Source organism: Neosynechococcus sphagnicola sy1, assembly GCF_000775285.1.
Classification (GTDB): Bacteria; Cyanobacteriota; Cyanobacteriia; order Neosynechococcales; family Neosynechococcaceae; genus Neosynechococcus; species Neosynechococcus sphagnicola.
In genome coordinates this window covers 160,234-178,957 of sequence record NZ_JJML01000007.1, presented here as the reverse complement: position 1 = coordinate 178,957, position 18,724 = coordinate 160,234, and the positions used below count along the sequence as shown (strand labels likewise).

The 18,724-nt window shown below is 50.6% G+C and carries 18 protein-coding genes and 1 pseudogene; 8 read left to right on the top strand and 11 right to left on the bottom strand.

The genetic code is table 11. The annotated features are described in order from the left end of the window. Positions 1-5: 5 nt before the first annotated feature. The 8 genes from DO97_RS04275 to DO97_RS20580 all read right to left on the bottom strand — a co-directional run bounded on the left by DO97_RS04275 (position 6) and on the right by DO97_RS20580 (position 4,769). Positions 6-380 (bottom strand): VOC family protein, encoded by a 375-nt coding sequence (locus tag DO97_RS04275; protein WP_036531322.1) that lies wholly within the window; start codon positions 378-380, stop codon positions 6-8. 17 nt (positions 381-397) lie between these two features. Continuing rightward, the gene (locus DO97_RS04270) at positions 398-1,399 is read right to left on the bottom strand and encodes a hypothetical protein (RefSeq protein WP_156120432.1); all 1,002 of its coding nucleotides are present in this window, start codon (positions 1,397-1,399) and stop codon (positions 398-400) included. Continuing rightward, entirely contained in the window at positions 1,359-1,706 is a 348-nt protein-coding gene (locus DO97_RS04265; RefSeq protein ID WP_036531320.1) for a hypothetical protein, read from the bottom strand. The genes DO97_RS04270 and DO97_RS04265 overlap by 41 nt, the downstream gene beginning before the upstream one ends. A gap of 238 nt (positions 1,707-1,944) precedes the next feature. Next, on the bottom strand, positions 1,945-2,409 hold the full coding sequence (locus DO97_RS04260) for a hypothetical protein (RefSeq protein WP_036531319.1): 465 nt from the start codon (positions 2,407-2,409) through the stop codon (positions 1,945-1,947). A gap of 141 nt (positions 2,410-2,550) precedes the next feature. After that, complete coding sequence (locus DO97_RS04255; RefSeq protein WP_036531316.1) at positions 2,551-2,946, bottom strand: slr1601 family putative cell division protein; 396 nt, start codon at positions 2,944-2,946, stop codon at positions 2,551-2,553. 155 nt (positions 2,947-3,101) lie between these two features. Further along, positions 3,102-3,197 carry a photosystem I reaction center subunit XII gene (gene psaM, locus DO97_RS21925; RefSeq protein ID WP_072016353.1) on the bottom strand — a complete coding sequence of 32 codons (96 nt, stop codon included), beginning with the start codon at positions 3,195-3,197 and terminating at the stop codon, positions 3,102-3,104. A gap of 546 nt (positions 3,198-3,743) precedes the next feature. Beyond that, the gene (locus DO97_RS20585) at positions 3,744-4,286 is read right to left on the bottom strand and encodes a hypothetical protein (protein ID WP_156120431.1); all 543 of its coding nucleotides are present in this window, start codon (positions 4,284-4,286) and stop codon (positions 3,744-3,746) included. A 105-nt stretch (positions 4,287-4,391) separates the two neighbouring features. After that, positions 4,392-4,769: a hypothetical protein gene (locus DO97_RS20580; protein ID WP_156120430.1), complete on the bottom strand. Its 378-nt coding sequence runs from the start codon at positions 4,767-4,769 to the stop codon at positions 4,392-4,394. A gap of 453 nt (positions 4,770-5,222) precedes the next feature. Here DO97_RS20580 and DO97_RS04245 point away from each other — a divergent pair, with 453 nt between their 5' ends. Beyond that, a complete protein-coding gene (locus tag DO97_RS04245) occupies positions 5,223-6,758 on the top strand; it encodes a M16 family metallopeptidase (protein WP_052128372.1) in 1,536 nt (511 codons plus the stop codon). Positions 6,759-6,772: 14 nt separating this feature from the next. Then, a pseudogene (locus tag DO97_RS27320) lies at positions 6,773-8,295 on the top strand (M16 family metallopeptidase). Here DO97_RS27320 and DO97_RS23670 read toward each other — a convergent pair. Together DO97_RS23670 and DO97_RS04230 are read right to left on the bottom strand one after the other, a co-directional pair. Further along, entirely contained in the window at positions 8,243-8,800 is a 558-nt protein-coding gene (locus DO97_RS23670; protein WP_156120429.1) for a hypothetical protein, read from the bottom strand. The pseudogene DO97_RS27320 and the gene DO97_RS23670 sit on opposite strands and share 53 nt — an antisense overlap. Before the next feature lie 332 nt (positions 8,801-9,132). Further along, positions 9,133-10,809 (bottom strand): CTP synthase, encoded by a 1,677-nt coding sequence (locus tag DO97_RS04230; protein ID WP_052128357.1) that lies wholly within the window; start codon positions 10,807-10,809, stop codon positions 9,133-9,135. 630 nt (positions 10,810-11,439) lie between these two features. On the opposite strand from DO97_RS04230, the gene DO97_RS04225 reads away from it, so the two are divergent. From DO97_RS04225 to gatB, 4 genes are all read left to right on the top strand, one after another. Then, entirely contained in the window at positions 11,440-12,615 is a 1,176-nt protein-coding gene (locus DO97_RS04225) for a Re/Si-specific NAD(P)(+) transhydrogenase subunit alpha (RefSeq protein WP_036531312.1), read from the top strand. 39 nt (positions 12,616-12,654) lie between these two features. Further along, the gene (locus tag DO97_RS04220; protein WP_036531310.1) at positions 12,655-12,948 is read left to right on the top strand and encodes an NAD(P) transhydrogenase subunit alpha part 2; all 294 of its coding nucleotides are present in this window, start codon (positions 12,655-12,657) and stop codon (positions 12,946-12,948) included. Then, positions 12,945-14,375, top strand: a complete 1,431-nt coding sequence (locus DO97_RS04215) for an NAD(P)(+) transhydrogenase (Re/Si-specific) subunit beta (RefSeq protein WP_036531309.1) — start codon at positions 12,945-12,947, stop codon at positions 14,373-14,375. The genes DO97_RS04220 and DO97_RS04215 overlap by 4 nt, the downstream gene beginning before the upstream one ends. A gap of 323 nt (positions 14,376-14,698) precedes the next feature. After that, the gene (gene gatB, locus DO97_RS04210) at positions 14,699-16,189 is read left to right on the top strand and encodes an Asp-tRNA(Asn)/Glu-tRNA(Gln) amidotransferase subunit GatB (protein WP_036531366.1); all 1,491 of its coding nucleotides are present in this window, start codon (positions 14,699-14,701) and stop codon (positions 16,187-16,189) included. A gap of 743 nt (positions 16,190-16,932) precedes the next feature. Here the strand turns inward: gatB and DO97_RS04205 are convergent. Next, positions 16,933-17,508, bottom strand: a complete 576-nt coding sequence (locus DO97_RS04205) for a TetR/AcrR family transcriptional regulator (RefSeq protein ID WP_036531308.1) — start codon at positions 17,506-17,508, stop codon at positions 16,933-16,935. A 64-nt stretch (positions 17,509-17,572) separates the two neighbouring features. Here DO97_RS04205 and DO97_RS04200 point away from each other — a divergent pair, with 64 nt between their 5' ends. Next, a complete protein-coding gene (locus tag DO97_RS04200; protein WP_204368468.1) occupies positions 17,573-18,040 on the top strand; it encodes a hypothetical protein in 468 nt (155 codons plus the stop codon). A 166-nt stretch (positions 18,041-18,206) separates the two neighbouring features. Continuing rightward, the gene (locus DO97_RS04195) at positions 18,207-18,704 is read left to right on the top strand and encodes a pentapeptide repeat-containing protein (protein ID WP_036531305.1); all 498 of its coding nucleotides are present in this window, start codon (positions 18,207-18,209) and stop codon (positions 18,702-18,704) included. Positions 18,705-18,724 lie beyond the last annotated feature (20 nt).

Here is an 18,724-nt window from a genome sequence, read left to right as displayed (position 1 = left end):
ATTTCTTAGTTGGGTGGTTGATGCAAAATCAGTCGATTACCCAAGGGATCATAGGCATAAATTTCTTGCCCATGGGCAGCCGTGATCAGCTCGCCGGGGGGTGGATAGCCTAGTTGGGTGAGGTGGGCGATCGCCTCCTCAAGGTTCTCCACCTCCAAACACAAACTCAGACAACTCTGACAGCTGTTCGCAAACTCTCCTTGATCTTCTCTCCGGGGGCGAAAAATTCCCAGACGCAGGCCAGCCAGCTGAAACTCTGCATAACGTTGGGGCGTATGGGGTTGGGGTTGCTGATTCAGCAGATGTTGATAAAACTCAACCACAACCGCAAAATCCTGGGTTGCCAGGGTGACGAGGGCTGCTTGGCAAACAACTGGCATCCGGTAGTTGAGGGGGCTTAACCCTTGGGGTCAATTTCCAGCTCTGCCAGCAGCGAATCCCAATCCGGTGTATCATCCGCTTGAGCAGAGGTGGCTGGAATATCTGGAAATAGCTCTAGTTCAGAGTGCATGGTTTCAATGCGCCTTTGCACCGCCGTTTCCACCAGATTGGGAATGGCGGCAATCTCTGCCGATAACTGGGTCAAAGCAGCTTCTACCGGTGCCGTTAAATCACCCGTCGCTGGGGAGGGGGCTGAGGGGGTGGATGGATGGTTGACAATGGCTTCGCTCACCAGATGAGGCAAATTCGCCAGCCCCTGAGAAAGACTGGCTGAAACACTATCGAGTTGTGTTTTCAACATTTCCACCTGGGCTTGTAAGGAGCCGATGGCCTCACTAGGGTCAGCCTTGGGAACCGATGGTTCCAACGTTGCTAGTTTTTGCTGCACCGCCTCCTCGACCAAGGCGGTGACATCGACCATTGCTGGGGGAGTTGGGACACTGATCTGCCCCTGTAACCATTCCACCTGAGCGGGGAGGGCTGCCAGGGGTTCCAGTTGTTGTTGGATGGCAGCCAGTTGGGTTAGAGCCGTACCTATGCTGGTTTCGGCACGCACCACTTGGGATTTGATCTCATCCCCCCAGGCTGGGTCAGAGGCCGGGGCAAAGGGGTCATCCACGGTCGGCGCTAAACTGACCAAGGTATTTTCTAACTTGGCTTCCAATTGCTGAAAGGCTGCATGCCAATCATCCGCTGGGGCAAGCTCAGTTGGGATGCCTGACAATACTCGCTCTAATTTCACCTCTAAGGCCTGCAAGGGCTCCTGCCAATCGTTCCCTCCCACTGCAACATCAAAGACCGGGTCCAGGGGAGAATTGGTTTGTAATTGGGCGATCGCCTGCGACAGTTGGGAGACAGTTTCTTCCATGGTCGATAAAGCCCCTGAGGCTGGCAGACCCTGCAACTGCTGCATCAAGCTATCGACCGTTTCTTGAAGACTGGTGTCTTGGCGTTGCAAATAAAAAACTTTGCTCTTGAATTCTGACCAGATCGGCAACGGCATGAGATGGAGTATCGGTTGTAAGTGGAGATGGCTCGGCCAAGAGGGCGGCGGGGGCAGCCAACGGCGGCAATGCTTGGATGCGACGACGATTGGCTAAATTCAAAATCAGTGAAAGACTCAGAGGCGCAGCTGCCAGCACAGCTTGCTGGGTGAGGGCAGAAGCAACTGTTCCTGCAACCGAGAGCAACAGGGAGGCATACTCAGCTAGCTCTAACGGGCTTTTTGTATTCGTGTTTTTGGACTCTAGATTATTGCCTTCCATGGGAACCCCTCATCAGTCATCGCCATATTGCGTCCATGAGATGAGAATACTGGAAAAATCCACAAAGTTGTAACGAAGCATCGAGGGATTTCCACAACAGGCAGATGACGATCCATCTGAGCCGACACCTCAACACCGCCAATTCACCCCATTCTGGCTCCGAATCGAGTGATATTTAGCGACACTGGTGAGTCAGGCAACCTCTCAGAATGCTAAATGCCGATTCTGAGAGGTTGCCCTAAAGAACCTGGTGTGTATAGGAATGTTGCTTAACGTTATCTTCAGTTTTGACCACACGACTGGCGTTTAAAACTCGCTTGCGCTCCGTTGAATAGTTGAAGTCTTGGTAACTACTGCCTAGGGGAATGTGGGCTTGGGCAACGGGGCGAATCCGATAGGTACGAACGGCAGCAACAGCTCGGTAGGCAAAATCCTCACAAAACTGAGCATCGGCAGGAAAGTCCATCGGCATTTGTAAGGTCTCTCCCTGCAAAACTGCACCGAGGGTGGTAGCACAGGCCCGAGCATAGGAGGTGGGAATTCCTTTGATCAATGCTTCCAGAGCTGCTGAGGGAATGGGTTCAACCACCTTCACTTCATAAACTTGGCCATCTTCTTTGACAAAGCAAGTAGCAAGGCCGAGAACTAGATAATCCTCTGCAGAAACGTCAGGGGCATTGGGATAGGCGATCGCAGTTGTCATAGCGTGATGTTAAGCCGGGGTATCACTAGCAAAGAAAAAATGGATTACACAGCAACCGAGTTAGGTCTTAACATATCCTCCCAGTTGCGAGGAGGGGATGGGGCGCATCCTCGTTATTGTATCAAGCTAGTGGTTTTGGGTTCATGGCTGGGAAGTTGGGGCGTTCCGATTTCCAAGCCAGACAATCTGATACTGAAGGGGATCCACACGGTACCCCTGCTGCTGCATGATCACCCGAGCCTGCTGGGGATCAAAGTATTGACTGAAGTCGGCTTTTAGTTGATTCACCCGCGCTTCTGTTTTGCTCACCTCTTGACGCATGGTTTGCAACTTTGCATCCTGAGTCTGTGCATAGGGTAGCAAGTTAACGAGCGTCATCACGGCAACCGTTCCCAGCATTAAATTGACACCCAGTTTGGCGGCAACTTCAAGCGTGCGTCCCCGATAGGTAGGCTGATGACGCCGCCGCTGGCGAGGCAGAGCACGGGGCGTTTGGGGAGGTTGATGGGGTTGGGGCGACGGTAAGAGCGCGTTCATAGGAGGACAAGGGTCAGTAACAATGGGAACCTACCCTGGCGATCTTCCAAGGGCACACCATGGGCTGATGTGACCGCTGGAAACCAATCTTAAAGAGACACTAACTCCGCTGATCACAGAACCCAGGGCAGGCTCCGTAGCGATTTAATAGCCGATTACTTATACAGCTCGGTGGCTAGCCGAAATGCTAGAACTCCTGGCAATAGAGCCACAACTAAGGCCACAAAAACTTGAGTATCGGTTAAAGACATTGCAACCATGCTCCTGAATAGTAGGTTAATCGTTCACAAATGTCCTCTAAAATCCCGATTTGGGAAAGAGCTTGTTACATGATGCAACAAATATCCCGCAGATACAACTCCTGGGGAGCTTCTCATTTTTCCTGGTTCCGTGATTTGCGCCTGACGGGCGCGACTGGGCACATACGACTCCCACTCCGGTAGGCAGCTCAACCGACCACTAGACACCAGGGTCTTTACCATCCAAGTGAGGGCTTTCAGGTGCCCCAGATCGTGCGGTTGACTGTATTGATGCAGTAAAGACAGCACTTGATCATAGAGGCAGGTGGTGGCTAACATCGTCTAGACGTTGAAATGACGCAAATTTCAGCCTCTCATGTCAGCTCACCTTTTCCGAAAAAATACGGCGCCACAAGCCTTTCAGACACTTGTGCTAGGCAGTCGGGTCTATACCTCCCATTCGGCGCATATTGAAGATATTGCCAGAAGAGAACCAGAGAACAGAAGTTACTGGTTCCAGTCAGAAACCTGCAGCAATCTCTTGACTTAGATGGGGAATTATCCAAAATCGATGTACGTATACTTAGTATTTTGATCGGTTAATACCTTCTGATAGTTAAGATAAATCTTTTCGCCAGGGATTCTCAGGGAGAATTCCTGGAGTTGTTTATATTCACTGGCTGGATACTTCTGCCTGATTTCAAGAATACTCTCATAACACCGATACCACTGCCTCAAAGTCTTAAGTAGGTTACTGAACTCGCTAAAAGAGACTTGGTGCCGTCTGAAAAGGACAAAATATTGAACGATCTTGGTGTGGGTTCTCAGGGTATTGAGTTTCTCAGGAATTCCAATCACTGTCCCGAGGCTATAAAAGGCATTCCAATTGATTTTGACCAAATCAAGCAAGGTCTTGAAATTAGGCAGCTCTTGATATTCAAGATTTTCAAGTAAGTTGGCTATAATTCTTAGCATTGTATAGCTTTCCAAGTTCTTTGACTTGAATAAATAAAGTAGCGTCAGGCCCAGTTCGTGTTCTGCGATGTGGTTTACTTGTTGAACATAGCCTTCCAGAGCCGACTTTCCATCCTCAGTCTTCATCCCTGAGAGAAACCTCGGTAGCATGTTGTCTACTTCTTCCCGAAATGCCAAATGGTTGTCATGGGTAAAATTCTTGTATTTCGCTAGCTGATCTTCAATGAACTGTTAGAACAACCGCTGCTGAAATCCCTGATAATGCATTTCAGATTGCTCCATCTTAAAAAAAGCATCTTTGGCGGCAATTGCAACCTCGAAGAATTTAATAAAATTGCTCAATCCAGCGTATGTGCCCAAATTCTTATCCAAGAGATACTTAATCTTAACCAGTAGAATAAATTCCTGATTGCAAAATCTATTGCTGTCCTTGCTTTGAGTTATCTCCGCAAAATTCTCAGCCTTGCTCAGGAGTTTATGATGCAGTAAAAGACTACTCTCAGGTACAGACTGTCTTCTCTGTCTGCTAATCAGTTGATCTAGCAAGCCATCCGAGCCAGTAACAGGACAATTCCACCAATCTTTTTGTAGGGGTTGATGTGTGAGCATAGAAAAGACCTCAAGATGTAGGGAGATTGAGATCATACGTGCCCTCACATTTAGGAATTTATCAGGGTGTGATCAAGTGATCTGTAGAAATCACACTGATAAAAAGGAGTTTAGACAGATAGGATGAATGTAAAGTTATTGTGTCTTCAGTGTAACTAAGTTCTCGACATTTTGCTGGAAGGTGCGATCGCGACGGCTAATTTTAAAGCCTACTTTTACTAATTTGGTACTAATTTGGGGGTGGAAATCGGGGATCTGTCTGGAGAACCGTCACTCATTGGCAAATATTCGGTTTAACTTAAATAGAGGCAACCCTTCTGCTGTCCGCATCTCTAGCTGCTCTGCCTCAATATGCCTCCATCTCACCCCCTAGTTACTGCTTCCCTCCGGCCACTTTTGCTGGAAGATAATCCTCAAAAAAACGATCTCATTACCAATTCCTTGCCCTCTGTGATGCCCATTCCTTACCCGTGGCATCGCCTGTTAGCAATCTGTCTGCTGACTCTGCTCCTGTGGGGAAGCTGCCCCCACCCTGTTTTGGCACAACCGCCAATCCCCTCGATCCAACCCTATTGGGAGGATGTCATCCGGCGAGTCACCGAATTTCGGCTGAACAATGGCTTGAAGTTTATTGTCCTGGAGCGGCATCAGGCTCCGGTGGTCTCTTTTGTGACCTATGCCAATGTGGGCGGGGTGAATGAACCGAACGGACAAACCGGAGTGGCTCACTATCTGGAACATCTGGCCTTTAAGGGTACCACCCGCATCGGCACCCGCGATTACGCCGCTGAAGCCCCCCTCTTGGCGGCGTTGGATCGCTTGTTTGATCAGATCCAGCAGGCCAAGGCTCAGCAGCAGACCGCAGCCCTCCCCCCGCTGCAAGATCGCTTCCAGACCCTCCAAGCCCAGGCTATGGACTATGTGCAGCAGAATCAAATGGGGCAGATTGTGCAACAAGCAGGGGGGGTGGGACTGAATGCCAATACTACCGTGGATGCAACCCGTTATTTCTATAGCTTCCCAGCCAATAAGTTAGAGCTGTGGATGTCCCTGGAGTCCGAGCGGTTTCTAGAACCTGTATTTCGAGAATTTTTTCAAGAGAAAGCCGTAATTCTGGAGGAACGCCGCACCCGTTCGGAAAACGCTCCCCTGGGGCAAATGATCGAAGCTTTCTTGCAGACGGCCTATCGAGTGCATCCCTATCGCCGACCCGTGATTGGCTATACCCAGGATATTGAGCAGCTGACACGGCCACAGGTACAGCGGTTTTTTCAGCAATATTATGTCCCCAATAACCTGGCGATCGCCGTTGTGGGAGATGTCAACCCCACGGAGGTGAAACGACTGGCTGAGATTTACTTTGGGCGCTATCCGGCCAAACCTGTCCCCCCGGCGGTCACCGTGGTTGAACCTCCCCAAACTGCCCCTCGGGAGGTGACCCTGCACCTCGCGTCTCAACCCTGGTATTTGGAGGGCTATCACATCCCTGACAGTCATGATCCCGATCAAGTGGTCTACACTTTAATCGAGCAGCTCCTCAACAGTGGCCGCAGCGCTCGCCTTTACAAAGCCTTGGTGGCCGAGCAGCAAGTCGCTCTCGCTGCCCAGGGCTCCAGCGGTTTCCCAGGGGACAAGTATCCCAGCCTGATGCTGTTCTCGGCTCAGACCGCACCGGGACACACCGTTGAAGAGGTAGCAGTCGCGCTCCAGATAGAGCTGGAGCGCTTGAAAACAGAGCCAGTGTCGGAACAGGAGTTAAGGCGGGTGAAAACTCAAGTCCGAGCCTCCCTGCTCCGCCGCCTCGATTCCAATCCAGGGATGGCTCAGTTATTGCTGGAATATGAGATTAAAACCGGCAGTTGGCGGCATGTATTTCGAGATTTGGATCGGATCGCCGCCGTCACCCCAGGGGATATTCAGCGGGTTGCCAGGTCGACCTTCCAGGTTCAAAACCGTACCATTGGACGGCTCTTGCCAACAGATTCATGATCCCAGTCGTTCCCATGCATCAAAATCGTCGTTCCCGACCCCGCCTTGTGGGGCTTGTGCTGGCATTCCTGGGGTTGTTCGCGAGTTGGTTGCTGGCGAGTGGTCAGCCGGCGATCGCCACCACCGCCAAACACTATACCGATCTCATCTTTCCGACCTTACCGACGGTGCAGATTCCCCGGTATAGCCGCTGGCAATTGGCCAATGGGATCACGGTCTACCTGATCGAAGATCATGAACTGCCGTTGGTGAATGGGCTGGCACTGTTTCAAGTGGGAGATCGCCTCGAACCAGCGGATCAAGTTGGTCTGGCGGCACTCACCAGTCAAGTCATTCGCAGTGGTGGCACCCTGCACCATCCCGTAGAGAGGTTGAACCAGCAACTGGAGGAGCGGGCTGCCGCCGTTGAAACGTTGATGGGGAACAGTGCCGGAGGGGCTAGTTTTACCAGCCTGAGTGAAGATCTCACCACAGTCTTTGGTTTATTTGCAGAGGTGATTCGGGAACCTGCGTTTGACCCAGCACAAATTCAGCTGGCGAAGACACAATTGCGAGGCCGGATTGCTCGACGCAATGATACCCCCGAGGCGATCGCCCAGCGAGAATTTCAGAAGTTGATCTATGGTGCCACTAGTCCCTATGGTCGCACCATAGAATATCGCACCCTTGATGCGATTGATCGCCCCGATTTAGTGCAGTTCCACCAGCGCTACTTTCAACCCCAAACCATGATTTTGGGCATTGTCGGTGACTTTGACAGCAAAGCACTTCGTTCCTTAATTACCCAGAAGTTGGGAGATTGGCAACCCCATTTACCCTTGCCTCCGGCTCAGTTACCTGCGGATTTAACCACCGTCTCTCCCGCCCATCCAGGGGGGCTATTTTTGGTCAACCAACCCCAACTCACCCAGAGCTATGTGCAAATGGGGCATCTGGGAGGGCAGTTCGATAGCCCCGATTATCCAGCGTTGGATGTGATGAACCAGGTACTGAACGACATGGGGGGCGGTTATTTAATGAATTGAGATCGCGCCAGGGACTGGCTTATTCTGTCTATGCAGCCTGGAGTCCTCGGTATGACTATCCCGGACTGTTTCTGGCTGGGGGACAAACCCGATCCACAACTGCGGTGCCTTTCATCCAGGGGATTCGCGCTGAAATTGACAAGATCCGTCAGACTCCCATCGGTGCCCAAGAGCTGACTTTGGCGAAAGATTCTGTTTTAAATTCCTTTGTGTTTAACTTTCAGGAGCCCAGTCAAACCCTATCGCGTCTGCTCTGGTACGAACACTACCACTACCCCTCTGACTTTATCTTTCGCTATCAGCAGGGTATCAAGGCCGTAACGGTGGCTGACATTCAGCGAGTAGCTCAAACCTATCTCCAGCCAGAAGAACTGGTAACCCTCGTGGTTGGCAATGCTTCAGCCATGGAACCGCCCTTGAGCACCATTGCACCCGATGGAGCGGTGACCGCTATTGACATTAGGATTCTGGAACCCCTGGCTGATCCTGCATCTTCAACACCCAGGGAGTAGGTTGGGACAGAGAAAATCTATCCAGGGTGCGAGATAGAGACTGCTCCAAGCTCCAGGAACTAGTTGCTAGGGGGGCAGATTCTAAGAATGGCATCACCACCACCCGGCCTCGACTGTCAGGGGTTTCCCCCGTTGCGGGTAGAGGTGGGGGGGTAATCCCACAGGGAGCACTGCGGCACTCAGTCCGATTGCTGACGGGATCTGGAGGGGGAGGAAGCTGGGAGCGATAGCCACCACAGCCATTAGCACCACAGCCTCCCCGATTTCCAGGGGTACCTTTGTCATCAGGAGGGGGGCCATCCGCCAAAATCAGTCGCCAAGATGGCGGTACAGGAACGCTGGTGTCTGGTACGAAAACCTCTCTCAAGGATGCCCTTGGAGACGTGACAAACCGGGAGGGGGAGAACCGTCCAGTAGCGCCATGGATGTCGCCAGCCAATGCGGGAGCCATGAGGGCAACCGTCGCGCTGGCTGTGACAACACTGAGAGTGACAAGCGCTTTCATAGACGTCCACCACATTGTATGAACCCAGTATATAGGGAGAATGTCTAGGGAAGTAGATATCTGGGGGTAAAAGAGGCTAGGGAAGGTATCTCCGCTCCCATAGTAGATACTTCAAGTTGATCCAGGATCATTTCCGAGAAAAAATTTATAAAGTAAAGCTGAAGTCGGAGGAGAAGAATAGCAAGTAGGGATAAGCAACGCAGTGTTTTTGGTAGTTCTTGAGTTCAATAACATCCATTTGACCTCTTTTTAGAGGTGGATACCTTGAGACTCCTGATTGCGGCCAAGGGAGTTGCAGCCAATGTGCCAGAGTGTCAAGGGGCAAAGCAGTGCTAAGAAGCTCCTCGCAGTTCTCCCATCGCCTCATAACTGGCACTGTCCGTAGCCAAAGGTAATTTCCCAGAGGAGCGATCGGCGTATCGCTGCGCCGACTGAACGAAGCCACGAAATAAGGGATGTGGATTGCTGGGGCGGGATTGAAACTCCGGATGAAATTGGGTGGCAATAAAGAAGGGATGACTGGGTAGCTCGATGATCTCCACCAATCGGCCATCCGGCGATGTGCCACTGACGGTATAGCCTGACTCCAGAAACAGATTCCGATACGCATTGTTGAATTCATAACGATGGCGATGCCGCTCGTAGATGACTTCCTTCTGGTAAAGATTGAAGGCCAGGGTGTTGGTTTCCAGTCGGCAGGGGTAGAGTCCCAAGCGCATGGTTCCGCCCAGATTCACCACATCCTGTTGTTCGGGTAACAGGTTGATCACCGGGTTGCTTGTCTCGGGAGCAAATTCAGCGCTGTGGGCGTCCCCTAACTGACCAACATGCCGTGCCCATTCAATCACAGCACATTGCATCCCCAAGCATAGGCCCAGAAACGGGATTTGCTGTTCCCGCGCATGGCAAATGGCAGCAATCTTCCCGTCCACCCCCCGAATGCCGAAGCCCCCCGGTACCAGCAAGCCATGAATCCCCTCGAGGTGGCTGGCAGCGTCGCTGGCTTCCAAGTCTTCCGAATTGATCCAGCGGAGATTCACCTCACAGCTGATAGCGAGAGCCGCATGGCGCAGGGCTTCGACCACTGATAAGTAGGCATCACTCAACCGCACGTACTTCCCTGCGATCGCAATTTCTAGGCGTTGTTTAGGGCGGTGCAGCTGCTCCACCAGGGTTTGCCATTGCCGCAGATCGGGTTGACGCTGTTCCAGTTGCAGAATGTCGAGTACCTGTTCCGCTAGACCCTCCTGTTCCAGAATCAGGGGCACCTCATAGATACTGGTGGCATCCTGGGCTGTGATCACACAAGCCTCTGTGACATCACAGAACTCAGAGAGTTTGGCTTTCAGCCCTGGTTGCAGGGGGCGATCGCACCGACAGGCCAGAATATCCGGCTGGATGCCAATGGAGCGCAATTCTTTCACAGAGTGCTGGGTCGGCTTTGTCTTCATTTCCCCCGCCGCCGGAATCCAGGGGATCAGGGTGACATGCAAATACAGCACCGTGCGCCGCCCCACATCCTTACGGAATTGCCGAATTGCCTCCAGAAAGGGCAAGGATTCAATATCGCCCACCGTGCCACCAATTTCAGTGATCACCACATCGGGATTTTTGTCCTTGGCCACCCGATGAATCCGTTCCTTGATCTCATTGGTAATGTGGGGGATCACCTGTACCGTTCCCCCGTGGTAATCTCCCCGCCGTTCTTTGTTCAGCACCGCCTGGTAAATCGAACCCGTGGTGACGCTGTTGAGGCGAGACATGGATGTGTCGGTGAAGCGCTCGTAGTGTCCCAAATCCAGATCAGTCTCAGCACCATCCTCCGTCACAAATACTTCTCCATGCTGAAACGGACTCATGGTGCCGGGATCGACATTAATGTAGGGGTCTAGCTTGAGAATAGAAACCGAGTAATCCCGAGACTTTAAAAGTCGCCCCAAGCTAGCCGCAACAATGCCTTTCCCAATGCTGGAAACCACGCCGCCCGTTACAAAAATGAACTTCGTCATAGAATTGTGCTTTCTTCGGCTAACTGGTCGTATTTCCCGCTTCATTCTGCCACAGCAATTGTCAGCAGATCAGCACAATGCTCCCAAGACTCCCGGCAAGGCTTGTCGGATCAGGCGCCCATGGGGATGAATCAATCCATAAGATAAGGTAAAGATATGATGGGCTGTTTGGGGATCAATCTAGGATGCCTACAGCAATGATCAACTAGGTGGGTTTATTTTGGATGCCGAATTTGACTTCCGTCCTTGGCAAAATTGTCAGGATGTTCGAGAGATTGGATTAACTGCAAAACCCCGGCATATTTAGGAACATTTGATTTAGTTCTTCTACTAAGTTGCGATAAATTGCTAGATTCATTATTCCAACGAAACTGATTCAGCTCCACTCAGGAGATGCTTCCGTTGATCCCAATGGCAGTCCAAGGAGGGAGATCTCAGACTGATTCCCAGAGTCAGGTTCGTTTAGAACTCAATGCCATGACCAGCGTTATATGGCTGACTCTCCGAATTCCAAACAGGCTTGAGACTTGACTGCTGAGAACGGTTGCTCAACTCAAGGGCAGAACTTGGGTGGATTGCTATCTAGCTCGTCGCTAGCTGAATTGTTACGAACAAGTCCCAGGAGCCTTTATGAAAATAGCTGTCGTCAAAGAAATTGAAGTTGGAGAGCGGCGAGTTGCTTTAGTGCCCGATGCCGTAGCTCGGCTCGTCAAACAGGGCTTAGAAGTATGGGTGGAAGCGGGAGCAGGAGAGGGTGCCTATTTCTCGGATGCCGCCTACGAGGCAGCGGGTGCCCACATCCTTGAAGAGAGCACCCATCTGTGGCAAGCGGCTGATATTGTCCTCAAGGTCAGACCCCCCCGGGAGCGGGAAGATGGGCAGCATGAAGTGGATCTGCTACGAGAGAGTAGTGTTCTGGTGAGTTTCATTAACCCCCTAGGCGATCCCCATCTGGTACAACGGTTAGCAGAGCGAAAGGTCACCACCCTGAGTATGGAGATGATCCCCCGCACCAGCCGGGCTCAGAGTATGGATGCCCTCTCTTCCCAGGCCAGCATTGCTGGATACAAAGCGGTGTTGATTGCCGCCGCTGCCCTTCCTAAGTTTTTCCCCATGTTAACCACCGCAGCCGGAACCATTGCACCGGCCAAGGTGTTTGTCTTAGGAGCGGGAGTTGCAGGGTTACAGGCGATCGCCACGGCGCGGCGCTTGGGAGCTTTAGTGGAAGCCTTTGATATTCGTCCGGCGGTGAAAGAGGAAGTCCAAAGCCTTGGGGCTAAGTTTGTTGAAGTCCAATTGGAAGAAGAGACCGTGGCAGCGGGGGGGTACGCTAAAGAAATTTCTGAAGCCGCAAAGCTCCGTACCCAAGAAGTAATTGCCGAGCACGTCAAACTTGCAGATGTCGTGATTACCACGGCACAAGTCCCTGGCAAACGAGCCCCCCTCCTCGTCAGCGAGGACATGGTAGCGGCGATGAAACCTGGGTCTGTAATTGTGGATCTGGCTGCCGAGCAAGGTGGTAACTGTGCAGGGACAGAAGCGGGCAAGGATGTCCAGCGTCATGGCATCACCCTGATTGGGCCGATCAACCTCCCAGCTTCCATGCCGGTTCATGCCAGTCAATTATATGCCAAGAACATTCTGACGTTGTTGCAATATCTGATTCAGGCGGGAGCCATTAACCTGGACTTCAGTGATGACATTGTGGATAGCACTTGTATTACCCACGATGGCAGTATTCGCCACCAGCGGATCCAGGAGGCTCTGGAGTTAGCCGCAAAGCAAACATCAGAAGTCAGAAGTTGATCAGGCTTTGACCGTCGCTTGCATAATAAGGGAAAAACAATGGCAGATGAATTAATCGTAGGCCTGGTTGTCTTTGTATTGGCCTCCTTTGTGGGGTTTGAGGTGATCAATAAAGTCCCTCCTACCCTGCATACACCACTGATGTCTGGTTCCAATGCCATTTCAGGAATTGCGGTGGTTGGAGCCCTCTTGGTTGCGGGTGCTCGTGAGTGGAACTTAACCGTCATCCTGGGCTTAATTGCAGTGGTTCTGGCAACCATTAACGTGGTCGGTGGCTTTTTGGTAACGGATCGGATGTTGCAAATGTTTAAGAAGAAGGAGTCGCGAGGATGAGTGATTTTCTCCCTACGGGTATTGAACTCAGTTACTTGGCAGCAGCCTCTTTGTTCATCCTGGGTTTGAAAAAATTAGGTTCACCCGCCACCGCTCGCCGAGGGAATCTCTTGGCCGCCATTGGGATGTTGATCGCCATTGTGGCGACACTGCTGAATCAGCAGGTGCTCAACTACGAAATGATCCTGGTGAGTATTCTCCTGGGTTCAATCATCGGCACCTTTATGGCTCAGAAAGTAGAAATGACCGATATGCCCCAGATGGTGGGGTTGCTCAACGGCCTGGGCGGTGCAGCTTCGGCTCTAGTTGCGATCGGTGAATTCTGGCATTCTTTGGGTGCCCCCGAAGCCTTGCCCGTTGACAGTCTGATGACTACGATTCTCGGAGTCTTGATTGGCGGCATTACCCTCACCGGGAGTCTGGTTGCCTTTGCAAAATTACAGGGTCTGATCAGCGGCACTCCGATGACGTTCCCCTTCCAACAGCCCTTCAATATTGCCTTGGTGGTGATTTTTCTTGCCGGCAGTGGTTATTTGCTAGCCAGTCCAGGGAATGTCCCTATTTTTCTAGGACTAGTTAGCATTTCCCTGCTCTTGGGGGTTCTGTTTGTGATTCCCATTGGGGGCGCTGATATGCCCGTGGTGGTCTCCCTGTTGAATTCTTACTCAGGTTTGGCCGCTAGTGCGGCTGGGTTCATCCTGATGAACAACATGCTGATCATTTCGGGAGCCTTGGTCGGAGCCTCGGGACTGATCTTGACTGACATTATGTGTAAGGCGATGAATCGTTCCCTTACCAATGTTCTCTTCAGTGCTTTTGGCAAGGGGGCAACGGCAGGGACGGCAACGGCTAGAGGTGAATCGGGCGATGGCCAAAGGCTGGTCGGAGACCATCGCCCGATTCACAGTATCGACTCAGAAGAGGGGGCAATGATGCTGGGGTATGCCCGCTCGGTGGTGATTGTTCCTGGCTATGGCATGGCTGTGGCTCAAGCTCAACATGCGGTGCGGGAGTTGGCCGATCAATTAGAAAGACTGGGGGTGGAGGTCAAATATGCCATCCATCCGGTTGCCGGTCGGATGCCAGGACATATGAATGTGTTGCTGGCTGAGGCCAATGTTCCCTATCCCCAACTCCACGATATGGAGGACATCAACCCAGAATTTGAGCGGACGGATGTTGCCTTGGTGATTGGTGCCAATGATGTGGTCAACCCCGCCGCTCGCCACGATCGCAGTAGTCCCATCTATGGGATGCCGATTCTAGAAGTAGACAAAGCTCATCACACCATTGTGATCAAGCGGGGCATGAGTAAGGGCTTTGCAGGGGTGGAGAATGAACTTTTCTTTCAGGACAAAACCGTGATGCTGTTTGGCAGTGCCAAAGAGATGGTGGCTCAGTTAGTCAGCCAGGTCAAACAACTCTAGCAAGATTTAGATCACAAATACCGGCTCGTCGATCTACCAGCCAGTGCTGCGTCTAGATCATCTTGATCGGCCATTTGAGGGTGTTAACCCTGGGTCTCTGCTTCCCCCTAGCCTCTACCTCCGTGAAAGTTAGGGGGAGCTATCGAGAACTCATACCCATCCTCTCCAAAGAGCTTGAGAGCAGAACAAAGGATCGCCGCGATCGCTGGATCTTGCCTGTATGCTCCAGCTCATGGAGGAGCCGGGTCATGGTTATCCTTGAGGCAGCGATGGTTTCCGCTAAAATAGATTCCAATCGCTCTGTCCCTTCTGTCGCCAGGTTCATGACAACTGCTGTTCCCCCCAAAACTCAGTACGAAGCGGTCATTGGTCTGGAAACCCATTGCCAACTCAATACTGAAAGCAAAATCTTCTCAAGTAGCTCGACGCTATTTGGTGCCACTCCCAATACCCACATTGACCCGATCTGTATGGGGTTGCCGGGAACCTTGCCAGTGCTGAACCAGAAGGTTTTGGAGTATGCCGTTAAGGCAGGGTTGGCGCTGAATTGTCAGATTGCGCCCTACAGTAAGTTTGACCGCAAGCAGTATTTCTATCCGGACTTGCCAAAAAACTATCAAATTTCCCAGTACGATTTGCCGATTGCGGAGCATGGTTGGCTAGAAATCGAGATCTTGGATGCAGCGGGCAATCCGGTACGCAAGCGCATTGGCATTACCCGCCTGCACATGGAAGAAGATGCGGGCAAGCTAGTTCATGGAGGCAGCAGCGAGACGCGCCTCTCTGGATCCACCTACTCCCTCGTGGACTACAACCGCGCCGGGGTACCGCTGATTGAAATTGTCTCGGAACCCGATCTCCGCACGGGGCAAGAAGCCGCTGAGTATGCCCAGGAACTCCGCCGCATTGTGCGCTACTTAGGGGTGAGTGACGGCAACATGCAGGAGGGTTCCCTGCGCTGTGATGTCAATATTTCCGTGCGCCCGGTGGGGCAGGAAAAGTTTGGCACCAAGATCGAAATTAAGAATATGAACTCCTTCAATGCTATTCAGCGGGCGATCGAGTACGAAATTGAACGGCAGACTAAGGCACTAGAGATAGGAGAACCCCTGTTTCAAGAAACTCGCCTTTGGGAAGAAGGTACTCAGAAAACAGTTAGTATGCGCAGTAAGGAAGGTTCCAGCGATTATCGCTACTTCCCAGAACCTGATCTGCCCCCCATTGAAGTTTCAACTACACAGCTGCATCAATGGCAGTCAGAGTTGCCGGAACTCCCGGCACAAAAGCGGCATCGTTACGAAACCCATCTAGGGCTGTCTGCCTATGATGCCCGAGTGTTAACCGATGATCGCACGGTTGCAGAGTATTTTGAAGCAACCATTGCAGCCTCAGCTAATGCTAAATCAGCTGCCAACTGGATTATGGGGGATATTGCGGCTCATCTGAATACTGAGAAACTTCGTATCACTGAGATTCCGCTCCAGCCAACAGCCTTGGCAGAACTGGTGACGTTGATTGAAAACAATACAATCAGTAGCAAAATTGCCAAAGATTTATTGCCAGAGCTGCTGACCCAAGGCGGATCACCCCTGGCCTTAGTCGAACAAAAGGGGCTGACCCAGATTTCTGACACAGGTGCCTTAGAGACGGCCATTGACACCGTGATGGCTGCCAACCCCAAAGAACTGGCGCAATATCGAAATGGCAAAACCAAGCTCTTGGGTTTTTTTGTTGGGCAGGTCATGAAGCAGACAGGTGGACGGGCTGATCCTAAATTGACGAATCAATTACTTACCCAAAAACTCAATGGCTGATCGAAGGATTCTCAGTACCATGGTGATTCTGACTCAGATGCGGTAGGCTCTGGCTCAAGAATTGAGGAGTCAAAATCCAGAAGAGTTTTTTGATTTTGACTCCTCAATTCTAAATTTCAACTACGGAGCTGTTAATGATCACTGAGATTGAGATCTGGGACAATGTGAATCAAAGTGCGATGGAGCATGAATTCCGAGTCGATCAGCTGAAATGAGATCTGAAGAAAACTAGGCTTGAAGCCCTTGCCGCAAGGTGATCATCTAAGAAACATGAATGACGATTAGCTTAACAGCAGTGACCGCCATTACTATCGCCACTTGTCGAGTGCAGGCGAGTTGACCAAGGAATTCACGCCATAAAATCTTCTAGGCATCACCCTTTAGAAAACCAGGTGTCTTTCTTCTATGTGAGGAATAAAATCCCTTTTTTACAAGTGATGATCCCACGATGAAGACTAAGCAACCAGATTTTATCGAATAAAAATAACTAGAATGCTTTACAGATAAAGTTTTGAGCGATTTTGTGCTTAGTTTCTATATCAGGATTTTTAAAATATAGCCTATTCAGATGGGGTATGCTAAAATTCCCACAACGTTTAATCCATGGGCAATTCAGGGTGTTTAGCACTCATTTACTTAGTCCTCAAAGTGAGAGCTAAGTATTAGTTGGGCGACTTCATGTTATCTGTGGGGACGGCACATCTAGGTTGTCTGCGAGTATTCAAAGCTAATTACATCAAAACTCATCTAAGCAGCAAACTTAGGGCACGACGAACATAGGCTGTCCAAGATTCAGTAGACGGGAAGATCAATGCGTATAGCATGATGCCACTCATCGCGTCAAAAATTAAACCTGAGTCTAAGTCTTTTGAAATTTCATTCCTTGCTTTTGCCCGTTCGATGACAATAGCGAAGGATTGTCGTCGGGGTTGTAGATATTTTTCCCAGTAAATTTGGGCAAACCCAGGATTGCTCGATGCACTACCGATAATCATGGCGACACTCTGCCGTCCCAGCGGAGTAAGGGTGACTTGTGCGGCATTCTCGATGAGTGCATCTATATCACTCCAAAGATTTCCTGTGTCAGGGATTAATACCTCTTCCCGAATAATCTCGATTGCATCAGCAACTAGTTCAGCTTTACTGCTGTAACGCCGATAGATGGTTGTCTTGCCGACTCCAGCACGAGTGACGATCGCCTCAATACTCATCGCCTCAAAGCCGACTTCTGACAACAGTTCCAACGCAGCTTTCAGTATTGCCTGGTGAGATACTGCGCTACGAGGTCTTCCTGGTGTTTTTTTCTTAGCATCGTTCATAGGTGCTATTATAATTTACGATACCGTACCGTATCGAAACTATATGGCCCCAAAACCTCTTTATATGGACAAGTACAGTACTCAAACTTTGCAAGAAGGTCTGGCAGAGTACTATGCTCTCAATCCTCACGTCACTGATCCAGCGACACAACCTTCAGACTTCGGCAAAATCTTGCGAGCGCACGATGTAGGGCATGTGATTTATGCTTGTGACACGGGAATGTACGATGAGCTAAAAATTCTGCCGCTATTTTGGTGGACAAGTGAGTGTACGTTTCAAACGTACTTGAAAATGAAAAACTCTCCTGCCGTTGATGTGATGTACGAGGACATGATCAGAGAAAAGGGATCGCTCTGGCTATATGGAGCAATTTTGAGGGTGCTTCCTGGGGTAATTCTAGAATTAATTCCAATTTGGTTTAAAACTCGCAATCGTCAAAAATTGCTGCCATTTCTTGAGTTTGAGCCATTGCTGGATCGTTCTCTCTTAGATATCCGTCAAGAATTTGGTTTGTTACCTTTTATAAGATAAATTCTGAGTGTGCGTCAGCCGCCCAACACTTCATGGCAGCGGACGGTTGAAAGCCGCTGGTGATTAGTTCGAGGTTGCTTGCCGCCGCTGCATTTTGCCGTTATACCTCAGCTTTTGGGTCAGACCGTTCGGAAAGTAGATAGCCTAAATTCTTGGATATTTGAATATGAATGTAGAGCAGTTACTAAGGCGCTATGCAAATGGTGAAAGGGATTTTGAAGATGCTAAGTTCCATGACACTGACGTTTTAGAAGATGCAGATCTACGAGGTATCAACTTGCGCCGAGCTGAACTGACAGGAGTAGATTTAAGTGGCTGTAATTTACAAGATGCGGTGCTAGAAGAAGCGATTCTTTTTGATGCAAGACTCGATAAAGCCGATTTAAGTCGTGCAAACTTGAGGAAGGCAAATTGCCAACAGGTAAGCCTGAGTGAAGCAATTCTTATTGAAGCAGATTTAGAAGGAGCGATTCTTGCTGAGGCTTATTTGGACGGGGCTAATCTCCAAAATGCTAATTTGCAGAATGCGGTACTAGACGAAGCTTCACTTGCTGGAGCTAATCTGCAAGGTGCAACGGTTGAAGAAGCCGAACTAGGTGGATGTTTCAAGTCGAAGACAGTCATGCCTGATGGTTCAGTCTTAAGTGATTGGGAAGAAGAATAATCTGGTAGTCATTGAAAACG